This window comes from Caldicellulosiruptor kronotskyensis 2002 (assembly GCF_000166775.1).
Classification (GTDB): Bacteria; Bacillota; Thermoanaerobacteria; order Caldicellulosiruptorales; family Caldicellulosiruptoraceae; genus Caldicellulosiruptor; species Caldicellulosiruptor kronotskyensis.
Genome location: NC_014720.1, coordinates 1,692,011 through 1,706,304, shown reverse-complemented (window position 1 = coordinate 1,706,304; position 14,294 = coordinate 1,692,011). Strand labels below are relative to the sequence as shown.

The window sequence follows — 14,294 nt, the reverse complement described above, 5'->3', positions numbered from 1 at the left end:
AGATTTATTATGCCTAAGAAGAAAAGTGCAATAGAAATGATTTTGTTTTTAGCTGCTGCTATTTCAGTAGTTTCTGTACTGCTTATCACCATTTTTATCTTTAAAGAAGGTTTTGCAATCATAAAAGAATATGGGCTTTGGAACTTTATTTTGGGTAAAAAATGGGCACCTTTAAGTGGCAAATTTGGGATATTCCCGATGATTTTGGGTTCGATTTATGTTACTTTGGGAGCAATTATTATAGGTGTACCAATTGGAATTGCAACAGCAATATTTTTGGGTGAACTTGTAAATGAAAAAATATCAAGGCTTATAAGACCATTTGTTGAGCTGTTGGCAGGAATCCCCTCTGTGATATATGGTTTTTATGGTCTTGTTGTTGTGGTTCCCTTGATAAGGAAATATTTAGGTGGGTCTGGTTTTTCTATTTTGGCGTCTTCTATAATTTTGGGAATTATGATTTTGCCAACAATTATTAACATCTCAGAAGTATCAATAAGGTCTGTGCCAAGAGAGTATAAAGAAGGGTCTTTAGCCCTTGGTGCAACTCACTGGCAAACAATTAAGGGGGTTATTTTGCCTGCTGCAAAGTCTGGAATCATTGCTTCAATAATTCTTGGTATGGGAAGGGCAATTGGCGAGACCATGGCTGTTATTATGGTAGCAGGCAATAGTCCAAAAATACCGAATAGTATTTTGGATCAGGTAAGGACCTTGACAGGAAATATAGCAATTGAGATGGGGTATGCGTCTGGTAAACATGCTCAGGCGCTTTTTGCAACTGGAATTGTTCTTTTTGTAATTATTATGATTTTAAACACCATTGCAAATGTAATTGCAAGAAAAGTTGGTGAAGAAAAATGATAAGAAAGAATAAAGTTGTACAGGGCATTGTATTTTCTATAATTGGACTTTTTACGTTAATTACCATGATAATATTAATTGTTATAGTATTTCACATTATTTCTAATGGGCTAAAAGGTATAAGTTTAAGCTTTATTCTACAGTACCCTGAAGAGATGGGCAAAAGCGGAGGAATATTCCCTGTTATTGTCGGAACTTTGTATGTAACCTTGCTTGCAGTCATAATTGCTTCGCCTGTAGGGGTATTAGCGGCAATCTATTTGACTGAATATGCAAAGAAAGGAAAAGCTGTTGAGCTTATAAGATTTGGCACAGAAACATTGGCAGGAATACCTTCTATAATTTATGGGCTTTTCGGATTTGCATTTTTTGTAATTGCACTTGGATTTAGATGGTCCATTTTATCAGGTGCACTTACGCTTTCGATAATGATTCTGCCTACCATTATACGAACTTCAGAAGAGGCTATAAAAACTGTTCCGATGTCTTTTAGGGAAGGGAGCCTTGCACTTGGTGCGACAAAGTGGCAGACAATAGCTAAGGTTGTAATCCCACCTGCAATGCCCGGGATATTGACAGGAGTTATCTTGGGAGTTGGAAGGGCAATAGGTGAGACTGCTGCAGTGCTTTTAACAGCTGGAAGTTCACTTAATTTCCCCACAAGCATATTCAGTCCAACGAGAACCATGTCCGTCCATCTTTATATTCTTTCTTCAGAAGGAATTTCAAAATTAAATTCATATGCTACTGCAACATTGCTTATTGTAATTGTGTTTATAATAAATATGTTTGCAAACATGATAATTCGAAGGTATAACAGAATTTTGGGCAGAGGATAAATTAAAGAAGGAATTTTTAAAATGATGTAGAATTATATATAGTATAAAATCGGTTTTATATTTAAATGAAATCACCACATCATATTCAGGAGGTATAATGTGAGTATGGAAGTTCTAAAAGTTGCTGCAAATTCAAAACCACAAAAAGTGGCAGGAGCTCTGACTGCAGTAATAAAGGAAAAAAGAGTTGCTGAGCTTCAGGCAGTTGGAGCAGGTGCTGTAAACCAAGCTGTTAAAGCTATTGCAATTGCAAGAGGAAAAGTAGCGCCAAATGGTATTGACTTAATTGTAATTCCAGCATTTTCTGAAATTGATATTGATGGTGAGGAAAGGACTGCAATAAAGTTTATTGTTCAGGCAAGGTAAGGAAAATAAATGTTTTACAAGTCATGGCAGGTAGAAACACTACCTGTTTTTTTTATTCTAAAATCTATTGACAAACATTTTTTAAGGTATTAAAACAAAGATAACCAAGTAATTATATAAAAATACTTGAAGTAAAAAATAGGAGGTAATACTATGTCAAGGATTGCAAAAAATCTTACTGATCTCATTGGTAATACACCTTTATTAGAGCTATCAAACTATAACAGGTTAAATAATTTAGAAGCAAGAATTATAGCAAAATTAGAATATTTTAATCTAGCATCAAGTGTAAAGGATAGAATTGGATACGCAATGATCAGGGATGCTGAGGAAAAAGGGTTGATAAATAAAGACACTGTTATTATTGAACCAACGAGTGGAAATACTGGGATTGCATTAGCTTTTGTGGCAGCTGCAAAAGGGTACAGGTTAATACTCACAATGCCAGATACAATGAGTATTGAAAGAAGGAAACTTTTAAAGGCTTTGGGAGCCGAGCTTGTATTAACTCCGGGTGCTGAAGGAATGAAGGGAACTGTAAAAAAAGCAGAGGAATTAGCAGCACAGATACCAAATTCATTTATACCACAACAATTCAAAAATTCAGCCAATCCTGAAATTCATAGAAGGACAACAGCAGAGGAGATATGGAGAGACACGGACGGGCAGGTAGATATATTTGTTGCAGGTGTTGGAACTGGTGGAACAATAACGGGGAGACTTGTCAAGAATTTTGTCTTTCCACATCAATAGCGCATATTGTAGAGCTGTAATATATTGTAACTGCATTTTTTAAGAATAGGTATTCCGTTTTTCCACTTGCCACGACGCAAGTTTTCTCTTTGTAAGTAAATGTTTATTTCTAAAATTTCTACAGATTGAAAATAACCGCCTGAGTTTATTCTTATTTTTCAATTATACTGTTCACACTTTCTACTGCACAGGTAAGTATAGATATGCTTTCTTAAATCTTCAGGATACTTCATATGTGCAAGATAAAATTCGGCTTTTTCGCAAATACCCTTTAAGAATCTGGGGTATTTTGAGGAATATTGATTACAAAGTTCTTTAAACTTTAAAACTGCTTCATCGAAGTCAGAAGAGGAAGTTCTTAATTTATCAAGTTCTTTGTTGAAAACAGAAGCATCATCTCAAGACTATTGTTTTCTAACGTTGCGTTGAAGGTGAACAAGCTTATGGTCGGCAAGGGGATAAGCGAGCCAAGCAGCATCGATTATACCTGGGAAATCATCGCTTACGACTATTAAGACTTTTTTAAGACCTCTTGTAATTAAGTCGTCAAAGACTCTCATCCAATCGGCTTTGTTTTCTTTGCCGAAGAAAGGGCAGAATACCGAAGATATCTTTTTTGCCTTCTAAATCAATACCGAGGACAACATAGCAAGTAGCTTGTTTAGCTTTTGAGTTATCTTTAATTTCGCTTTTGAATAACCGTCAATGATGAGAGCAAAAGTACAGCCATCGAAGTTCTCTTTGTTTAAAGAGTTGAAGCTCGTTTTTTAGATCGTTTTTGATTTTTTCGATTTCGTCTTCAGAATAAGGCAAATTCATGCTTTTAAGAGTTTGGACAAGAGAACGCTCAAGAGTAACCATTGAGGTACTTGCGACATAAGCAGGGAAGTAGATAAGCTATCAACTCTTTTGTAGCGGAAAGAAGAGAATAGAAGGTCGGAAATTCTAAGAGCGTGTACGAGGGACAGAGATTTCAAACTACATAGCAGGTGTTGCAAGTTTTCTATCGTAAAAACCATTGCCTTTGTCGTTTTCGTTTTTAGCAAGGTAAACAGTTCTTTCTGATAACATAAAGCAATCGAGCAAGTTTTACTTTTAGCTGTTTTAGAGCTGGGCGAGTAGGAACATCCTTGGAGCAATACATATTTAGCACTTGTTCGATAGCCATATTTTTAGCGGTTTCAAAAATTTCATTTTTCTCCATAATCGTGAACCCCCTTTTGTGATTATTTCAATACTCATTATACAGTGGACACAATTTTATTTTAACTCCCTAAAATTTTGAATGATTACTTACCAAGAAGGATGGCTTATCTTAAATACACAAAATTATTTACACACCCTCTTGAGAATGTGAGGCTCAAGGGATTTAGAAATTATAAAAGGTATATTGATTGGATACTAATTACTTTTTTGTTTGAGCAACTTCTTAGAAAGTTAGAAGGCAAGAAGTTTTCTTTTTCTTATGAATGGAATCAATAATTTGTGTTTATTTTATGTATTGTTGGTAATATTTTTTTATTCAACAACCTAATTTAATTGAAAAAAACATATCAACTAAGTCTATTCCATACTAAAAAATGAATTTTTAAGTATTTACATTTGCTATCTTATTAGTTTGTAAGACATACCAGTATCCTTTTTTTGAACCTCTCGAAATTCCTAAACCCGTTATGCTTTTCTCTTTAACACCTTTATTCTGTTGTTAAATTCAGAATATTTACATATCGCTTGAAAGCCAGTCGCAGAAATGGTAAAAGATAATAAAATATAACTCTGAATTTTGTGAAAAGTACACATTGATTTTTTTCTTTTTTTTTATATTATAAAGACAAATAAATTACCAAAGAGGTGATATTATTCCATTAAAACTTTTGTATACTAAAATAATATATTTCCGTTTTGTATAACTATTTATATTTCTGCTGAAATTATTAAGAAACATAAGAGTACAACATTAGCAAATTGAAAATGCAATACTTAAGAGCCTAAAATCAAACATGGTATTTTGTGTGGATGGAGGGGATAGACTATGAAAAGAAACATTGCGCTATCTTTAATGCTTATCTGTTTTGTTCTGATAAACTGTTTCAATTGCGTAAAAGTTGAAGCAGCTTACAATAGCTTTGGGGCTGCTTCATATGCAGATATTTGGGCACTAAGCAGAAATTCAAACTACCCTAGTTTTGACGCAGATTGCACAAATTTTGCATCTCAAGCAATGCATGAGGGAGGAACTTTGCCATTTGATAAACAAAATGGTTGGTATTGCGAGAAAGTTCTTTGGTGGTGGAATTGGGGAACAGCTTGGAGTGTAGCTGATGATTTGTACAGATATCTATCAAACTCAGCCAGGGGAACGATTTTAGGTAGATGGAAATATGAGGGGCAAATAGGCTTTAATGATTATAATGATGTACTTCAACCTGGTGATATTCTATTTTATGATTGGAATTCAGATGGAAGATTTGACCATGCTGGTGTTTCTGTAGGTTTAGGGTACGATTCTACTTATGGGAGAACTGGCAATGTTCAAGATCAACACACTTATGATAGATTTCATGCAATTTGGCATTTAAAACCATACAATGTCAGAGCTACTACTACCACAATAGTAGCAATTCGTCCAAAATGAGATGAGAGAGGTGTTGAGAATGAAGGATAGGAAAATTTTCTCTTTAATTATTTCTTTAATATCAATACTAATTTTGTGCAGCGCATTAATTATTGCTATTAATGTAAAAAGTAGTCAACAATTAGATAATGAACAGGAAATAAAGAAAACAGTAATAGGGGCTTTAAAATTAGCACATGGAATGCTTGACTATCCTGCAGAATATACAAAATCACCTGACATTCAGATTCCTCAAGAAGTTGTAAATAGAAAATTAAAGGAAATTACTCAAGCATGTGAAAAGTATTATAGTAATAAATACGGCTGGATGGCCAATAGATTGGAAATTTATAAGAATGCTGTACTTTTTGATGCATATCCCTCTTCATTTAAACCTGTTGAACATAAAATGACTGATATAAAATTTTTAGAAATAAAAATCAATGGAGACAAAGCAACAGTTGTTGTAGACGTATTTGGTGAATATAAATCTGTAGGTTTGGCTTTAGATACTGATACAATTCCGCCTTCTGAATTAAATGAAATAACCAATGCTAAAGGTTATAAAATGTCAGCTGAAGAACAGAAAAGGTTTATCGAAAAAGCTGAAAAGTTACCTAAGAAAGTACGTGAATATAAAGTAAAATTTGGTGAAAGGTATGGTTTCAACTTAGAAAAAGAAAATGGAGAGTGGAAAATAACTTCAGAAACATTCAATTTTCTCCCTGGGTATGAACCATAAAAATTACAAAAATATAATATCAATTCATAAAATTGAGAGAGGCTATCTAAAACCAAATGGATAGCCTCTTTTAGTTTATCTTTTTAAAAAATCATTTTGAAACACTGGTATAGAATTGTCCCTATATTTTTGCTAAAATAATTGTTGTTTTAATCTTTATGGGGGAAGAGCTAAAGATGTACATAAAATGGCTTGAAATCTATGGTTTTAAATCTTTTTGTGAAAAGACAAGGATAGAGTTTGAAAAAGGCATTACTGCAATAGTTGGACCAAACGGTTGTGGCAAGAGCAATATCACAGACGCAATTAGATGGGCTTTAGGTGAGCAGAGCCTTAAACTTTTGCGTGCAGCAAAACAAGAAGACCTTATTTTTGCCGGCACAGAGAAGAGAAAATCTCAGGGTTTTGCTGAGGTTTCTATATGTTTTGACAACTCAAGCGGGGTTCTTCCCATCGATTATCAAGAAGTGGTGATAACAAGAAGGCTTTTTAGAAGTGGTGAAAGTGAATTTTTTATAAACAAAATTCCTTGCAGATTGAAAGATGTGTATGAGCTTTTTCTTGACTCTGGCCTTGGAAAAGATGGATATTCTATTATCTCCCAAGGTAGAGTTGATGAGATAATAAATGCAAGGCCTGTAGAAAGGTATAGGATTTTTGAAGAAGCGTGTGGGATTACAAAGTATAAGTACAGAAAAGAAGAGACAGAGAGAAAGCTTAAGGCAACAGAGGAGAACATTCAAAGACTTCAGGATGTAATGTTTGAACTGAGAACACAGCTGGAGGAAATTAAGCCAGATGTAGAAAAAGCCAAGACATATCTACAAATAAATCAAAGACTCCAAAGTTTGAAAAAAGAAAAGTATGTTTATGAGTATAACTTGAAAGGCAAAAGATATCATGATTTTCTCATAAAAGAGAAGGAATTAAATGAGGAACTTGAAAAATTAATACACATGAGAAGAAAACTTGAAGAAAGTATAGATCAGAACAAATTGCAAATGGACCTGTTGACCCACCAGATAGAGGAAATAAAAATATCTTATGATAATATAAAAGGTGAACTCACAGAAGACACCGCACGATTAAAGTTTTTAAAAAAGCAGCTTGAAAGTAAGCAGCAACTTAAAGATCATTTGGCAGAGCAAATTTTACAGCTTGAGAAACAAAAAGAGGACTTAAAAAAGAACATAGAAGAATTACAAAAGAGTCTTTCTGAAAAAGAAGAAGAGCATAGAAACGTTTTAGAGGTTTATGCAAAGTTACAAAAACAAATTACAGCTTTAAAAGAAAGCATTACAAAAATAGATTCAGAAATCCAAAAGAAAGAAGCAGAGTTAATTGAATGCATATCCCAGATAGAAAAGTTTAACCAAAAATTAAATGGAATTTTGCATTTGTCAGGTACTTTAGAAAATAGAAAAGAGAAAATAATTGAGCAGACAAATGCTATTTTAAATGAACTTGAAAAACTGACCGTTGCACAAGATACAAAAAAGTCAAAACTTAAAGAATTAGATAATGAAAAGAAAAAGCTTATTATTTTACTGGAAGATTTAAACCAGCAGGTATCAGAAAAAGAGAGTCATCTTGCCAACATCAGAAGTTTAGTAGAAGATCTTTCAAAACAGCTGATAAAAAAGCAAGAAAAATTAAGCATTTTAAAAATGATGGAAGAGAGCTATGAAGGATACAGCAAGACAATCAAGGAAATTTTCAAACGTGTAAAAAATCTTCCTATTTGTCTGTATGGGACGGTGGGAAGTTTGATATCTGTCAAAAGAGAATATCTAAAAGCTATTGAAACAGCCCTGAGCAGTTCTTTGCAGCACCTTGTTGTGAAAAATGAAGATGATGCAAAAAGGATAATAGAGATAGCAAAGAATGAGAAACTTGGCAAGGTCACAATTATACCTATTGATACTGTTTCGGTTTTGAGTCAAAAAGAAGATATTAACGCAGATGGCTTTTTAGGATTTGCAGATGAGTTTATTGATATAAATGATGAATTGAGAAAGGTAGTAGAATTTTTGCTTGGTCGGACCTTAGTTTTTGATACTATCGACAGAGCTATAGAGTATCAAAGAAAGGTAGGGTATAAGGCAAGGTGTGTTACACTTTCGGGAGAGCTAATTTCACCAGGTGGGGTTTTTGTTGGTGGTGAGAAGAAAGCGGATTTTTCTCTTTTGGAAAGAAAAGTGGAAAAAGAAGAGCTGGAACTTGATGTTAAAAACCTTTCATCCAAGCTTGAGGAAATGGATAGATTGATTATAGAAAATAGTAAAGTATTGTATGATCTGAAAACTGCGAAGCAAGAAACGGAAGAAAACTTAAATGATTTATTGTCGAAAATGAATGAGCTTGAAAGAGAAATTGAGATGTATGACTACAAGATAAAACAGCTTGCCCAAAATAAAGATGCTTTAGAAAACGAAAAGAATTTGATAGGTCAGCAACTCATAACACTTGAATGCGACATAAAGTCTTCACAGGAAAACTTAGAAAATCTCAAAAAATCAAAAGAGGGATTGGAAAAAAAGATTTCAAATCTTAAAACTACTTTGAGCAAACTAAAAGAAGATTATAATTTTTTGGATGGTAAGTTCACAAAAGCGATAGAAGAAAAGAATAAGATTGAAGCAGAGATTTCTATATTAAAACACAAGCTTGAAAGTAAAAGTTACAACATGGTTGAGATAGAGAATCAAAAAATGTACAGGTCCAATGAGAAGGTAAAATGTGAAGAGAATATAAAAGAGATTGAGGGGCAAATTTTTCAAACTTCTGAGGAGATAGAGGAGAAAAAACAGAAAGCAGAAGAGTTTAAAAATAATTTGCAGCGGCTTGAGAAAGATTACTCTGAACTTTCTGACCGATACAATTCTGAGCAAAAAAAGTTAAATGAAGCTTTAAATAAAATTCAGGAGATAGAAAAAAAACTTGGGCAAATTGCTCTTGAAAAGCATGATGTTGAAAACTATATGAAGAATATAAAAGAAAAATATTTTGAAACATTTAATGAAGAAATCAATACTTCAAATAGAGAAGTTTTTTGGTCAAAAGAGAAAGAAGATGAACTTGAAAGATGTATTCAAGCGCTTTCTGAATTGGGGGAAGTAAAGTTATATTCAATTGATCAGGAGAAGAGGCTACAGGAAAGAATGCAATTTTTGCAAAAACAGATTGAAGATTTGCAGAAGACAACAGATGAGTTAAAAAGACTTATTAGTCATCTTGAAAAAAATATGAAAGAGATATTTTTAGAAAACTTTGAAAAGATAAAGAGTTTGTTTTCAGAGATATTCTTTGAGCTTTTTGGCGGAGGAAGTTGTGATTTGAAGCTCATAGGGCAGGATGGCGAGCTTGGTGTAGATATTGATGTTAAGCCTCCAGGCAAAAAGCTGCAAAATATAAATCTTCTTTCGGGTGGAGAAAAGGCTTTGGTAGCAATTGCACTTTTGTTCGCATTCTTAACATTTAAAGGTTCTCTTTTGTGCATATTAGACGAGATAGATTCCAGCTTGGATGAGGCAAATGTTCAAAGGTTTGCCCAGTATATAAAGAATTTAAATAACCAGAGCCAAATCATTATCGTTACCCATAGGAAACCCACAATGGAGATTGCCGACGTTCTATATGGTGTTACAATGGAAGAACGCGGTGTTTCAAAAGTTTTATCGCTAAACATTGAAAAAATACAGAAAGGATGATAGAAGATGGGATTTTTTGATAGACTTAAAGAAGGTCTTTCAAAGACTAAAAAGAATTTTACTGAGAAGGTGGAGAGTTTATTAAAATCATTCAGGCAAATAGATGATGATCTCTTTGAAGAACTTGAAGAGGTTTTGGTACTCTCAGACGTTGGTGTCAAAACATCTCAAAAAATAATAGAAAATCTCAAAGAGAGGGTTAAAAAAGAAAGAATTCTTGATCCTCAAATTGTAAAAGAACTTTTAAAAGAGGAGATGTTGAATATTATTAATCTTGAAAACAAGTTAAGTGAAAAGTATCCCCTCATAATTCTGATGGTTGGTGTAAACGGTGTTGGCAAGACAACATCCATAGGTAAAATTGCAAATCTTTTAAAATCAAATGGTAAAAAGGTTTTAGTTGCGGCAGCAGACACATTTAGAGCAGCAGCTGCAGAACAGCTTGAGATTTGGGCAAAAAGGGTTGGGTGTGACATTATAAAGCATGTGGAAGGAGCTGACCCGGCAGCTGTTGTGTTCGATGGTATCCAGGCGATGAGGGCAAGAAAGGCTGATGTTTTGATAGTAGACACGGCTGGCAGACTTCATACTAAGAAAAATTTGATTGAGGAGCTCAAAAAGATTAACAGGGTAATAAATCAGCAAATGCCAGAAGCTGCAAAAGAGACTTTGCTTGTAATTGATGCAACAACCGGTCAAAATGCTCTAAATCAAGCAAAAGAGTTTAATCAGGCAGTCAATATTTCTGGAATTGTACTTACAAAGCTTGATGGTACGGCAAAAGGTGGTATCGTAATTTCCATCTATGATGAGCTAAAGATTCCGGTAAAGTTTGTAGGTGTTGGAGAAAAGATAGATGATCTTCAGTATTTTAATGCAAAAGAATTTGTAGACGCTCTTTTTGAAAACTAATAAAATTTAACAGGGCTGGGGAGGAATAGCTCCAGCCTTTTATATATCTTCGTATAAATGCTCCTCTATTTTTTCCAGATCTTTTATCCAGATCTCTTTTCCCCAAAAATCAATTAGTCCTTCTTCTTTCATTTTTATAAGCTCTCTTGAAAGTGAAGGCCTTTGCACATTAAAAATTTTGGCAAGCTCTTGCTTTGTCAAATTTAGTCTTAATTTTGTAGTTTTTTGTTTTTTGTACTCTTCAATTAAAAAATTACAAATCTTTTGTCTCAAAGTAGAAAGCGTATTTTCTTTAAGTTTAGTGTTCAAGAGAAGGATTCTATCTGAAAGAAGGTTTAAAAAGTTGTGTAAAAACTTTTCGTTCTTTTTGCACATCTCAATTATGGCATGCTTTGGAATAAATATAACCTCTGTTTTGGTTTTTGAAACAATTGTCGCAGGAAAAGTGTTTGCCGAAGAAAATATGACAGCTTCACCAAACGTATCGCCTTGTGACAATGTAGTTATAGTATATTCTTTGCCTGAGACAGAGCTTTTCTTCACTTCAACCATTCCGCTGAGTATAAGTCCTACAAAGCTGCATTCGTCACCTTCAAGTACAATCACCTGGTCTTTTTCAAAATCCTTTTTAAGAATATGAAAGGTATCCAATATCTCTTTTATTTCGCTTTGATCCATCATCTTAAACAGCTTGCTTTGACGTACCCTTTCAAGATGCATCGGTTTTCACCTTCTTTAAAATGGATATAAAGCTGTAACATATGTTACCGCAAATATATTCTAAACCATATAAAATATAATTGCAAGTAAACAGAGAGGGATGGTTGAAAATGATAAGAAAGATTGTAAAGATCAACGAGGAAAAGTGCAATGGATGCGGACTGTGTGTGAATGCATGTATTGAGGGTGCGATTGAGCTTGTAAATGGCAAGGCAAAACTTGTCAGTGAAGAATATTGTGACGGACTTGGAAATTGTTTACCTGTTTGTCCAACAGGGGCAATTGAGATAATTGAAGCTGAAGCGAAACCATTCAATGAAAAGGCTGTGGAAGAAAGGCTCAATCAGAAAAAACAGCGTGGGCAGTTTTCATGTATGTGCCCTGGTTCTCAGGAAAAGATTATTGAAAGAAACAATATTGATACAACTTCAGAGGAAAAAAATCAAAAGGTAGAAGAGACCAAAAAAGAGTTTTCTGAACTTGTTAACTGGCCGGTACAGCTAAATCTTGTTAATCCTTATGCAAAGTTTTTTGATAACGCGCATATACTCATTGCTGCTGACTGTGTTGCCTATGCATATGCATCTTTCCACAGAGATTTTATGAAAGGAAAAGTGACAATAATAGGATGTCCAAAGCTTGACAATATTGAATATTACTATGAAAAAATCTTAGAAATTATTCAAAGTCATAATATAAAAAGCATCACAGTTGTCAAGATGGAAGTTCCTTGTTGCAATGGTATTGCAAGCATAGTTAAAAAGGCCATGCTTCAGGCACAGAAGATTTTGCCGTATCAAGAGGTAACAATTACCACCGATGGTGGTATAAAAGAATAATTTTTGGGTAAATAAAAATTGATAATATTTTGGGAGGTGTTATATTGTGATGATTCAAACTGATATGTTTTGTTTCCAATGCGAACAGACAGCAGGTGGGAAAGGCTGCACAAAGGTAGGTGTTTGTGGGAAAGACAGCAGAGTTGCTACACTTCAGGATTTGCTCTTATACCAGTTAAAAGGCATTGCATACTTGGGCAGCAAGATTTTAGCTGAAGGAAAAAAGATTGATGAAGGTACAACCAAATTCATGATGGATGCTCTATTTTCTACCCTTACAAATGTGAACTTTGATGAGAAAAGATTTGTAAGATATATTCTTGAAGCAGACAGCGTGAAAGAAAATCTAAAAAATCAAGTTTCTAACTTAGATAATCTACCCGCTGCCGTTTACTATCGGCCACCAGAAAATGTTGAAGAGATGATAACAGACGGGAAAAAGGTAGGAATTCTGGCAGATGACATTGATGAGGATGTCAGGTCTTTAAGAGAGCTCCTTATTTATGGCTTAAAAGGAATGGCTGCATATGCTCATCATGCATATAGGCTTGGCTACAAGGATGATGATGTGAACAATTTCTTCTTTACGGCACTTGCAAAAACGCTGGACAGCAACTTGTCAACAGATGAGCTTTATAACCTTTGTATGGAACTTGGAAAGAAGAATTTTAAATGTATGGAAATTTTGGACAAAGCTCACACTGAGACTTTTGGTCATCCACAGCCAACAGAAGTTTTGATTTCCAAGAAAAAAGGACCATTTATAATTGTCTCTGGTCATGATTTGAAAGACTTAAAAGAACTTTTAGAGCAAACAGAAGGAAAAGGAATAAATATCTATACACACGGTGAAATGCTTCCTGCGCATGGTTATCCAGAGCTAAAGAAGTACAAACATCTTGTTGGTAATTATGGTGGTGCATGGCAAGACCAGCAAAAGGAATTTGACGGTATTCCAGGTTGTATCTTGATGACCACAAACTGTCTGCAAAAACCACGCGACAGTTACAGAGACAGAATATTTACAACGGGTGTTGTTGGGTTTGATGGTGTTGCACACATTGAAGAAGTAAATGGCAAAAAGGATTTCACGCCAATTATTCAAAAGGCATTAGAACTTGGTGGTTGGCAGGAAGACGAAGAAGAAAAGAAAATCCTTGTTGGATTTGCTCACAATACTGTGCTTGGTGTTGCAAACAAGATAATTGAGGCTGTAAAAAGTGGTCAGATCAAGCATTTCTTCTTAATTGGTGGATGCGATGGTGCAAAGCCAGGTAGAAACTACTATACAGAGTTTGCTGAAAAAACTCCAAAAGACACGCTTATTTTGACGCTTGCATGTGGAAAGTATAGATTCAATAAGAAAGACTTTGGAATGGTTGCTGAATTTCCAAGACTTTTAGATGTTGGTCAGTGCAACGATGCATATTCTGCAATCATTATCGCAATTGAACTTGCAAAGGCTTTTGGAGTTAATGTAAATGATTTGCCACTTACACTTGTTCTTTCGTGGTTTGAACAAAAAGCAGTAGCGATACTTTTGACACTGTTGTCCCTTGGTATTAAAAACATCTACTTGGGTCCATCACTGCCAGCATTTGTTTCGCCAAATATTCTGCAGGTACTTGTTGAGAGATTCAATATAAAACCTATTTCAAACCCAGAGAATGATTTGAACGAAATTTTGTCAAAAAAATAAGTGAAATAGGATAAAAGGCGGGGTTGTGTGAGGAAAAAACACAGCCCTGCTTTTTTATTATCTCAAGGTGCATAATGAAAAATTCAAACTTGCAATTTACATAAAGTTAAGCTTTTAAAATTTAGAATAATCAATGATTTAGCAATATACAGAATAATTTAGTTGAAATATATTGACATACAAATTTCATTTTGCTATACTAAAAAAAGAAGTTGAACAAAGCAGGGATGGTTTTT

10 protein-coding genes and 3 pseudogenes are annotated in these 14,294 nt (G+C 34.2%); 11 read left to right on the top strand and 2 right to left on the bottom strand.

Going from position 1 to position 14,294, the window contains the following annotated elements; genetic code table 11:
* Positions 1-9 precede the first annotated feature (9 nt).
* From pstC to CALKRO_RS07745, 4 genes and pseudogenes are all read left to right on the top strand, one after another.
* The gene (gene pstC / locus CALKRO_RS07760) at positions 10-864 is read left to right on the top strand and encodes a phosphate ABC transporter permease subunit PstC (RefSeq protein WP_013430488.1); all 855 of its coding nucleotides are present in this window, start codon (positions 10-12) and stop codon (positions 862-864) included.
* Entirely contained in the window at positions 861-1,703 is an 843-nt protein-coding gene (gene pstA, locus CALKRO_RS07755) for a phosphate ABC transporter permease PstA (RefSeq protein WP_013430487.1), read from the top strand. The genes pstC and pstA overlap by 4 nt, the downstream gene beginning before the upstream one ends.
* Before the next feature lie 105 nt (positions 1,704-1,808).
* Positions 1,809-2,069: a stage V sporulation protein S gene (locus CALKRO_RS07750; RefSeq protein WP_013430486.1), complete on the top strand. Its 261-nt coding sequence runs from the start codon at positions 1,809-1,811 to the stop codon at positions 2,067-2,069.
* A gap of 153 nt (positions 2,070-2,222) precedes the next feature.
* A pseudogene (locus tag CALKRO_RS07745) lies at positions 2,223-2,786 on the top strand (PLP-dependent cysteine synthase family protein); the annotation flags it as partial.
* Positions 2,787-2,793: 7 nt separating this feature from the next.
* Here the strand turns inward: CALKRO_RS07745 and CALKRO_RS07740 are convergent.
* Positions 2,794-4,026 (bottom strand): annotated as a pseudogene (locus CALKRO_RS07740) (IS256 family transposase).
* Positions 4,027-4,166: 140 nt separating this feature from the next.
* On the opposite strand from CALKRO_RS07740, the pseudogene CALKRO_RS14215 reads away from it, so the two are divergent.
* From CALKRO_RS14215 to ftsY, 5 genes and pseudogenes are all read left to right on the top strand, one after another.
* A pseudogene (locus tag CALKRO_RS14215) lies at positions 4,167-4,304 on the top strand (ISNCY family transposase); the annotation flags it as partial.
* Between the two features lie 550 nt (positions 4,305-4,854).
* Entirely contained in the window at positions 4,855-5,457 is a 603-nt protein-coding gene (locus CALKRO_RS07735; protein WP_013430484.1) for an amidase domain-containing protein, read from the top strand.
* A 19-nt stretch (positions 5,458-5,476) separates the two neighbouring features.
* The gene (locus tag CALKRO_RS07730) at positions 5,477-6,178 is read left to right on the top strand and encodes a hypothetical protein (RefSeq protein ID WP_013430483.1); all 702 of its coding nucleotides are present in this window, start codon (positions 5,477-5,479) and stop codon (positions 6,176-6,178) included.
* Between the two features lie 176 nt (positions 6,179-6,354).
* Complete coding sequence (gene smc, locus CALKRO_RS07725; protein WP_013430482.1) at positions 6,355-9,888, top strand: chromosome segregation protein SMC; 3,534 nt, start codon at positions 6,355-6,357, stop codon at positions 9,886-9,888.
* A 6-nt stretch (positions 9,889-9,894) separates the two neighbouring features.
* On the top strand, positions 9,895-10,800 hold the full coding sequence (ftsY, locus tag CALKRO_RS07720) for a signal recognition particle-docking protein FtsY (protein WP_013430481.1): 906 nt from the start codon (positions 9,895-9,897) through the stop codon (positions 10,798-10,800).
* 39 nt (positions 10,801-10,839) lie between these two features.
* Here ftsY and CALKRO_RS07715 read toward each other — a convergent pair whose 3' ends face one another.
* Positions 10,840-11,520: a Crp/Fnr family transcriptional regulator gene (locus CALKRO_RS07715; RefSeq protein WP_013430480.1), complete on the bottom strand. Its 681-nt coding sequence runs from the start codon at positions 11,518-11,520 to the stop codon at positions 10,840-10,842.
* A 110-nt stretch (positions 11,521-11,630) separates the two neighbouring features.
* Here CALKRO_RS07715 and CALKRO_RS07710 point away from each other — a divergent pair, with 110 nt between their 5' ends.
* Positions 11,631-12,359, top strand: a complete 729-nt coding sequence (locus tag CALKRO_RS07710; protein ID WP_013430479.1) for an ATP-binding protein — start codon at positions 11,631-11,633, stop codon at positions 12,357-12,359.
* A gap of 49 nt (positions 12,360-12,408) precedes the next feature.
* Positions 12,409-14,058, top strand: coding sequence for a hydroxylamine reductase (hcp, locus tag CALKRO_RS07705; RefSeq protein ID WP_013430478.1), 1,650 nt, complete (start codon positions 12,409-12,411; stop codon positions 14,056-14,058).
* The last annotated feature ends 236 nt before the right edge of the window (positions 14,059-14,294 follow it).

Bases quoted from the DNA above. Each gene is read 5' to 3' on its own strand.
- CALKRO_RS07730 (WP_013430483.1), top strand. From the start codon at position 5,477: ATGAAGGATAGGAAAATTTTCTCTTTAATTATTTCTTTAATATCAATA.
- pstC (WP_013430488.1), top strand. From the start codon at position 10: ATGCCTAAGAAGAAAAGTGCAATAGAAATGATTTTGTTTTTAGCTGCT.
- CALKRO_RS07750 (WP_013430486.1), top strand. From the start codon at position 1,809: ATGGAAGTTCTAAAAGTTGCTGCAAATTCAAAACCACAAAAAGTGGCA.
- CALKRO_RS07710 (WP_013430479.1), top strand. From the start codon at position 11,631: ATGATAAGAAAGATTGTAAAGATCAACGAGGAAAAGTGCAATGGATGC.
- smc (WP_013430482.1), top strand. From the start codon at position 6,355: ATGTACATAAAATGGCTTGAAATCTATGGTTTTAAATCTTTTTGTGAA.
- hcp (WP_013430478.1), top strand. From the start codon at position 12,409: ATGATTCAAACTGATATGTTTTGTTTCCAATGCGAACAGACAGCAGGT.
- ftsY (WP_013430481.1), top strand. From the start codon at position 9,895: ATGGGATTTTTTGATAGACTTAAAGAAGGTCTTTCAAAGACTAAAAAG.
- CALKRO_RS07715 (WP_013430480.1), bottom strand. From the start codon at position 11,520: ATGCATCTTGAAAGGGTACGTCAAAGCAAGCTGTTTAAGATGATGGAT.
- pstA (WP_013430487.1), top strand. From the start codon at position 861: ATGATAAGAAAGAATAAAGTTGTACAGGGCATTGTATTTTCTATAATT.
- CALKRO_RS07735 (WP_013430484.1), top strand. From the start codon at position 4,855: ATGAAAAGAAACATTGCGCTATCTTTAATGCTTATCTGTTTTGTTCTG.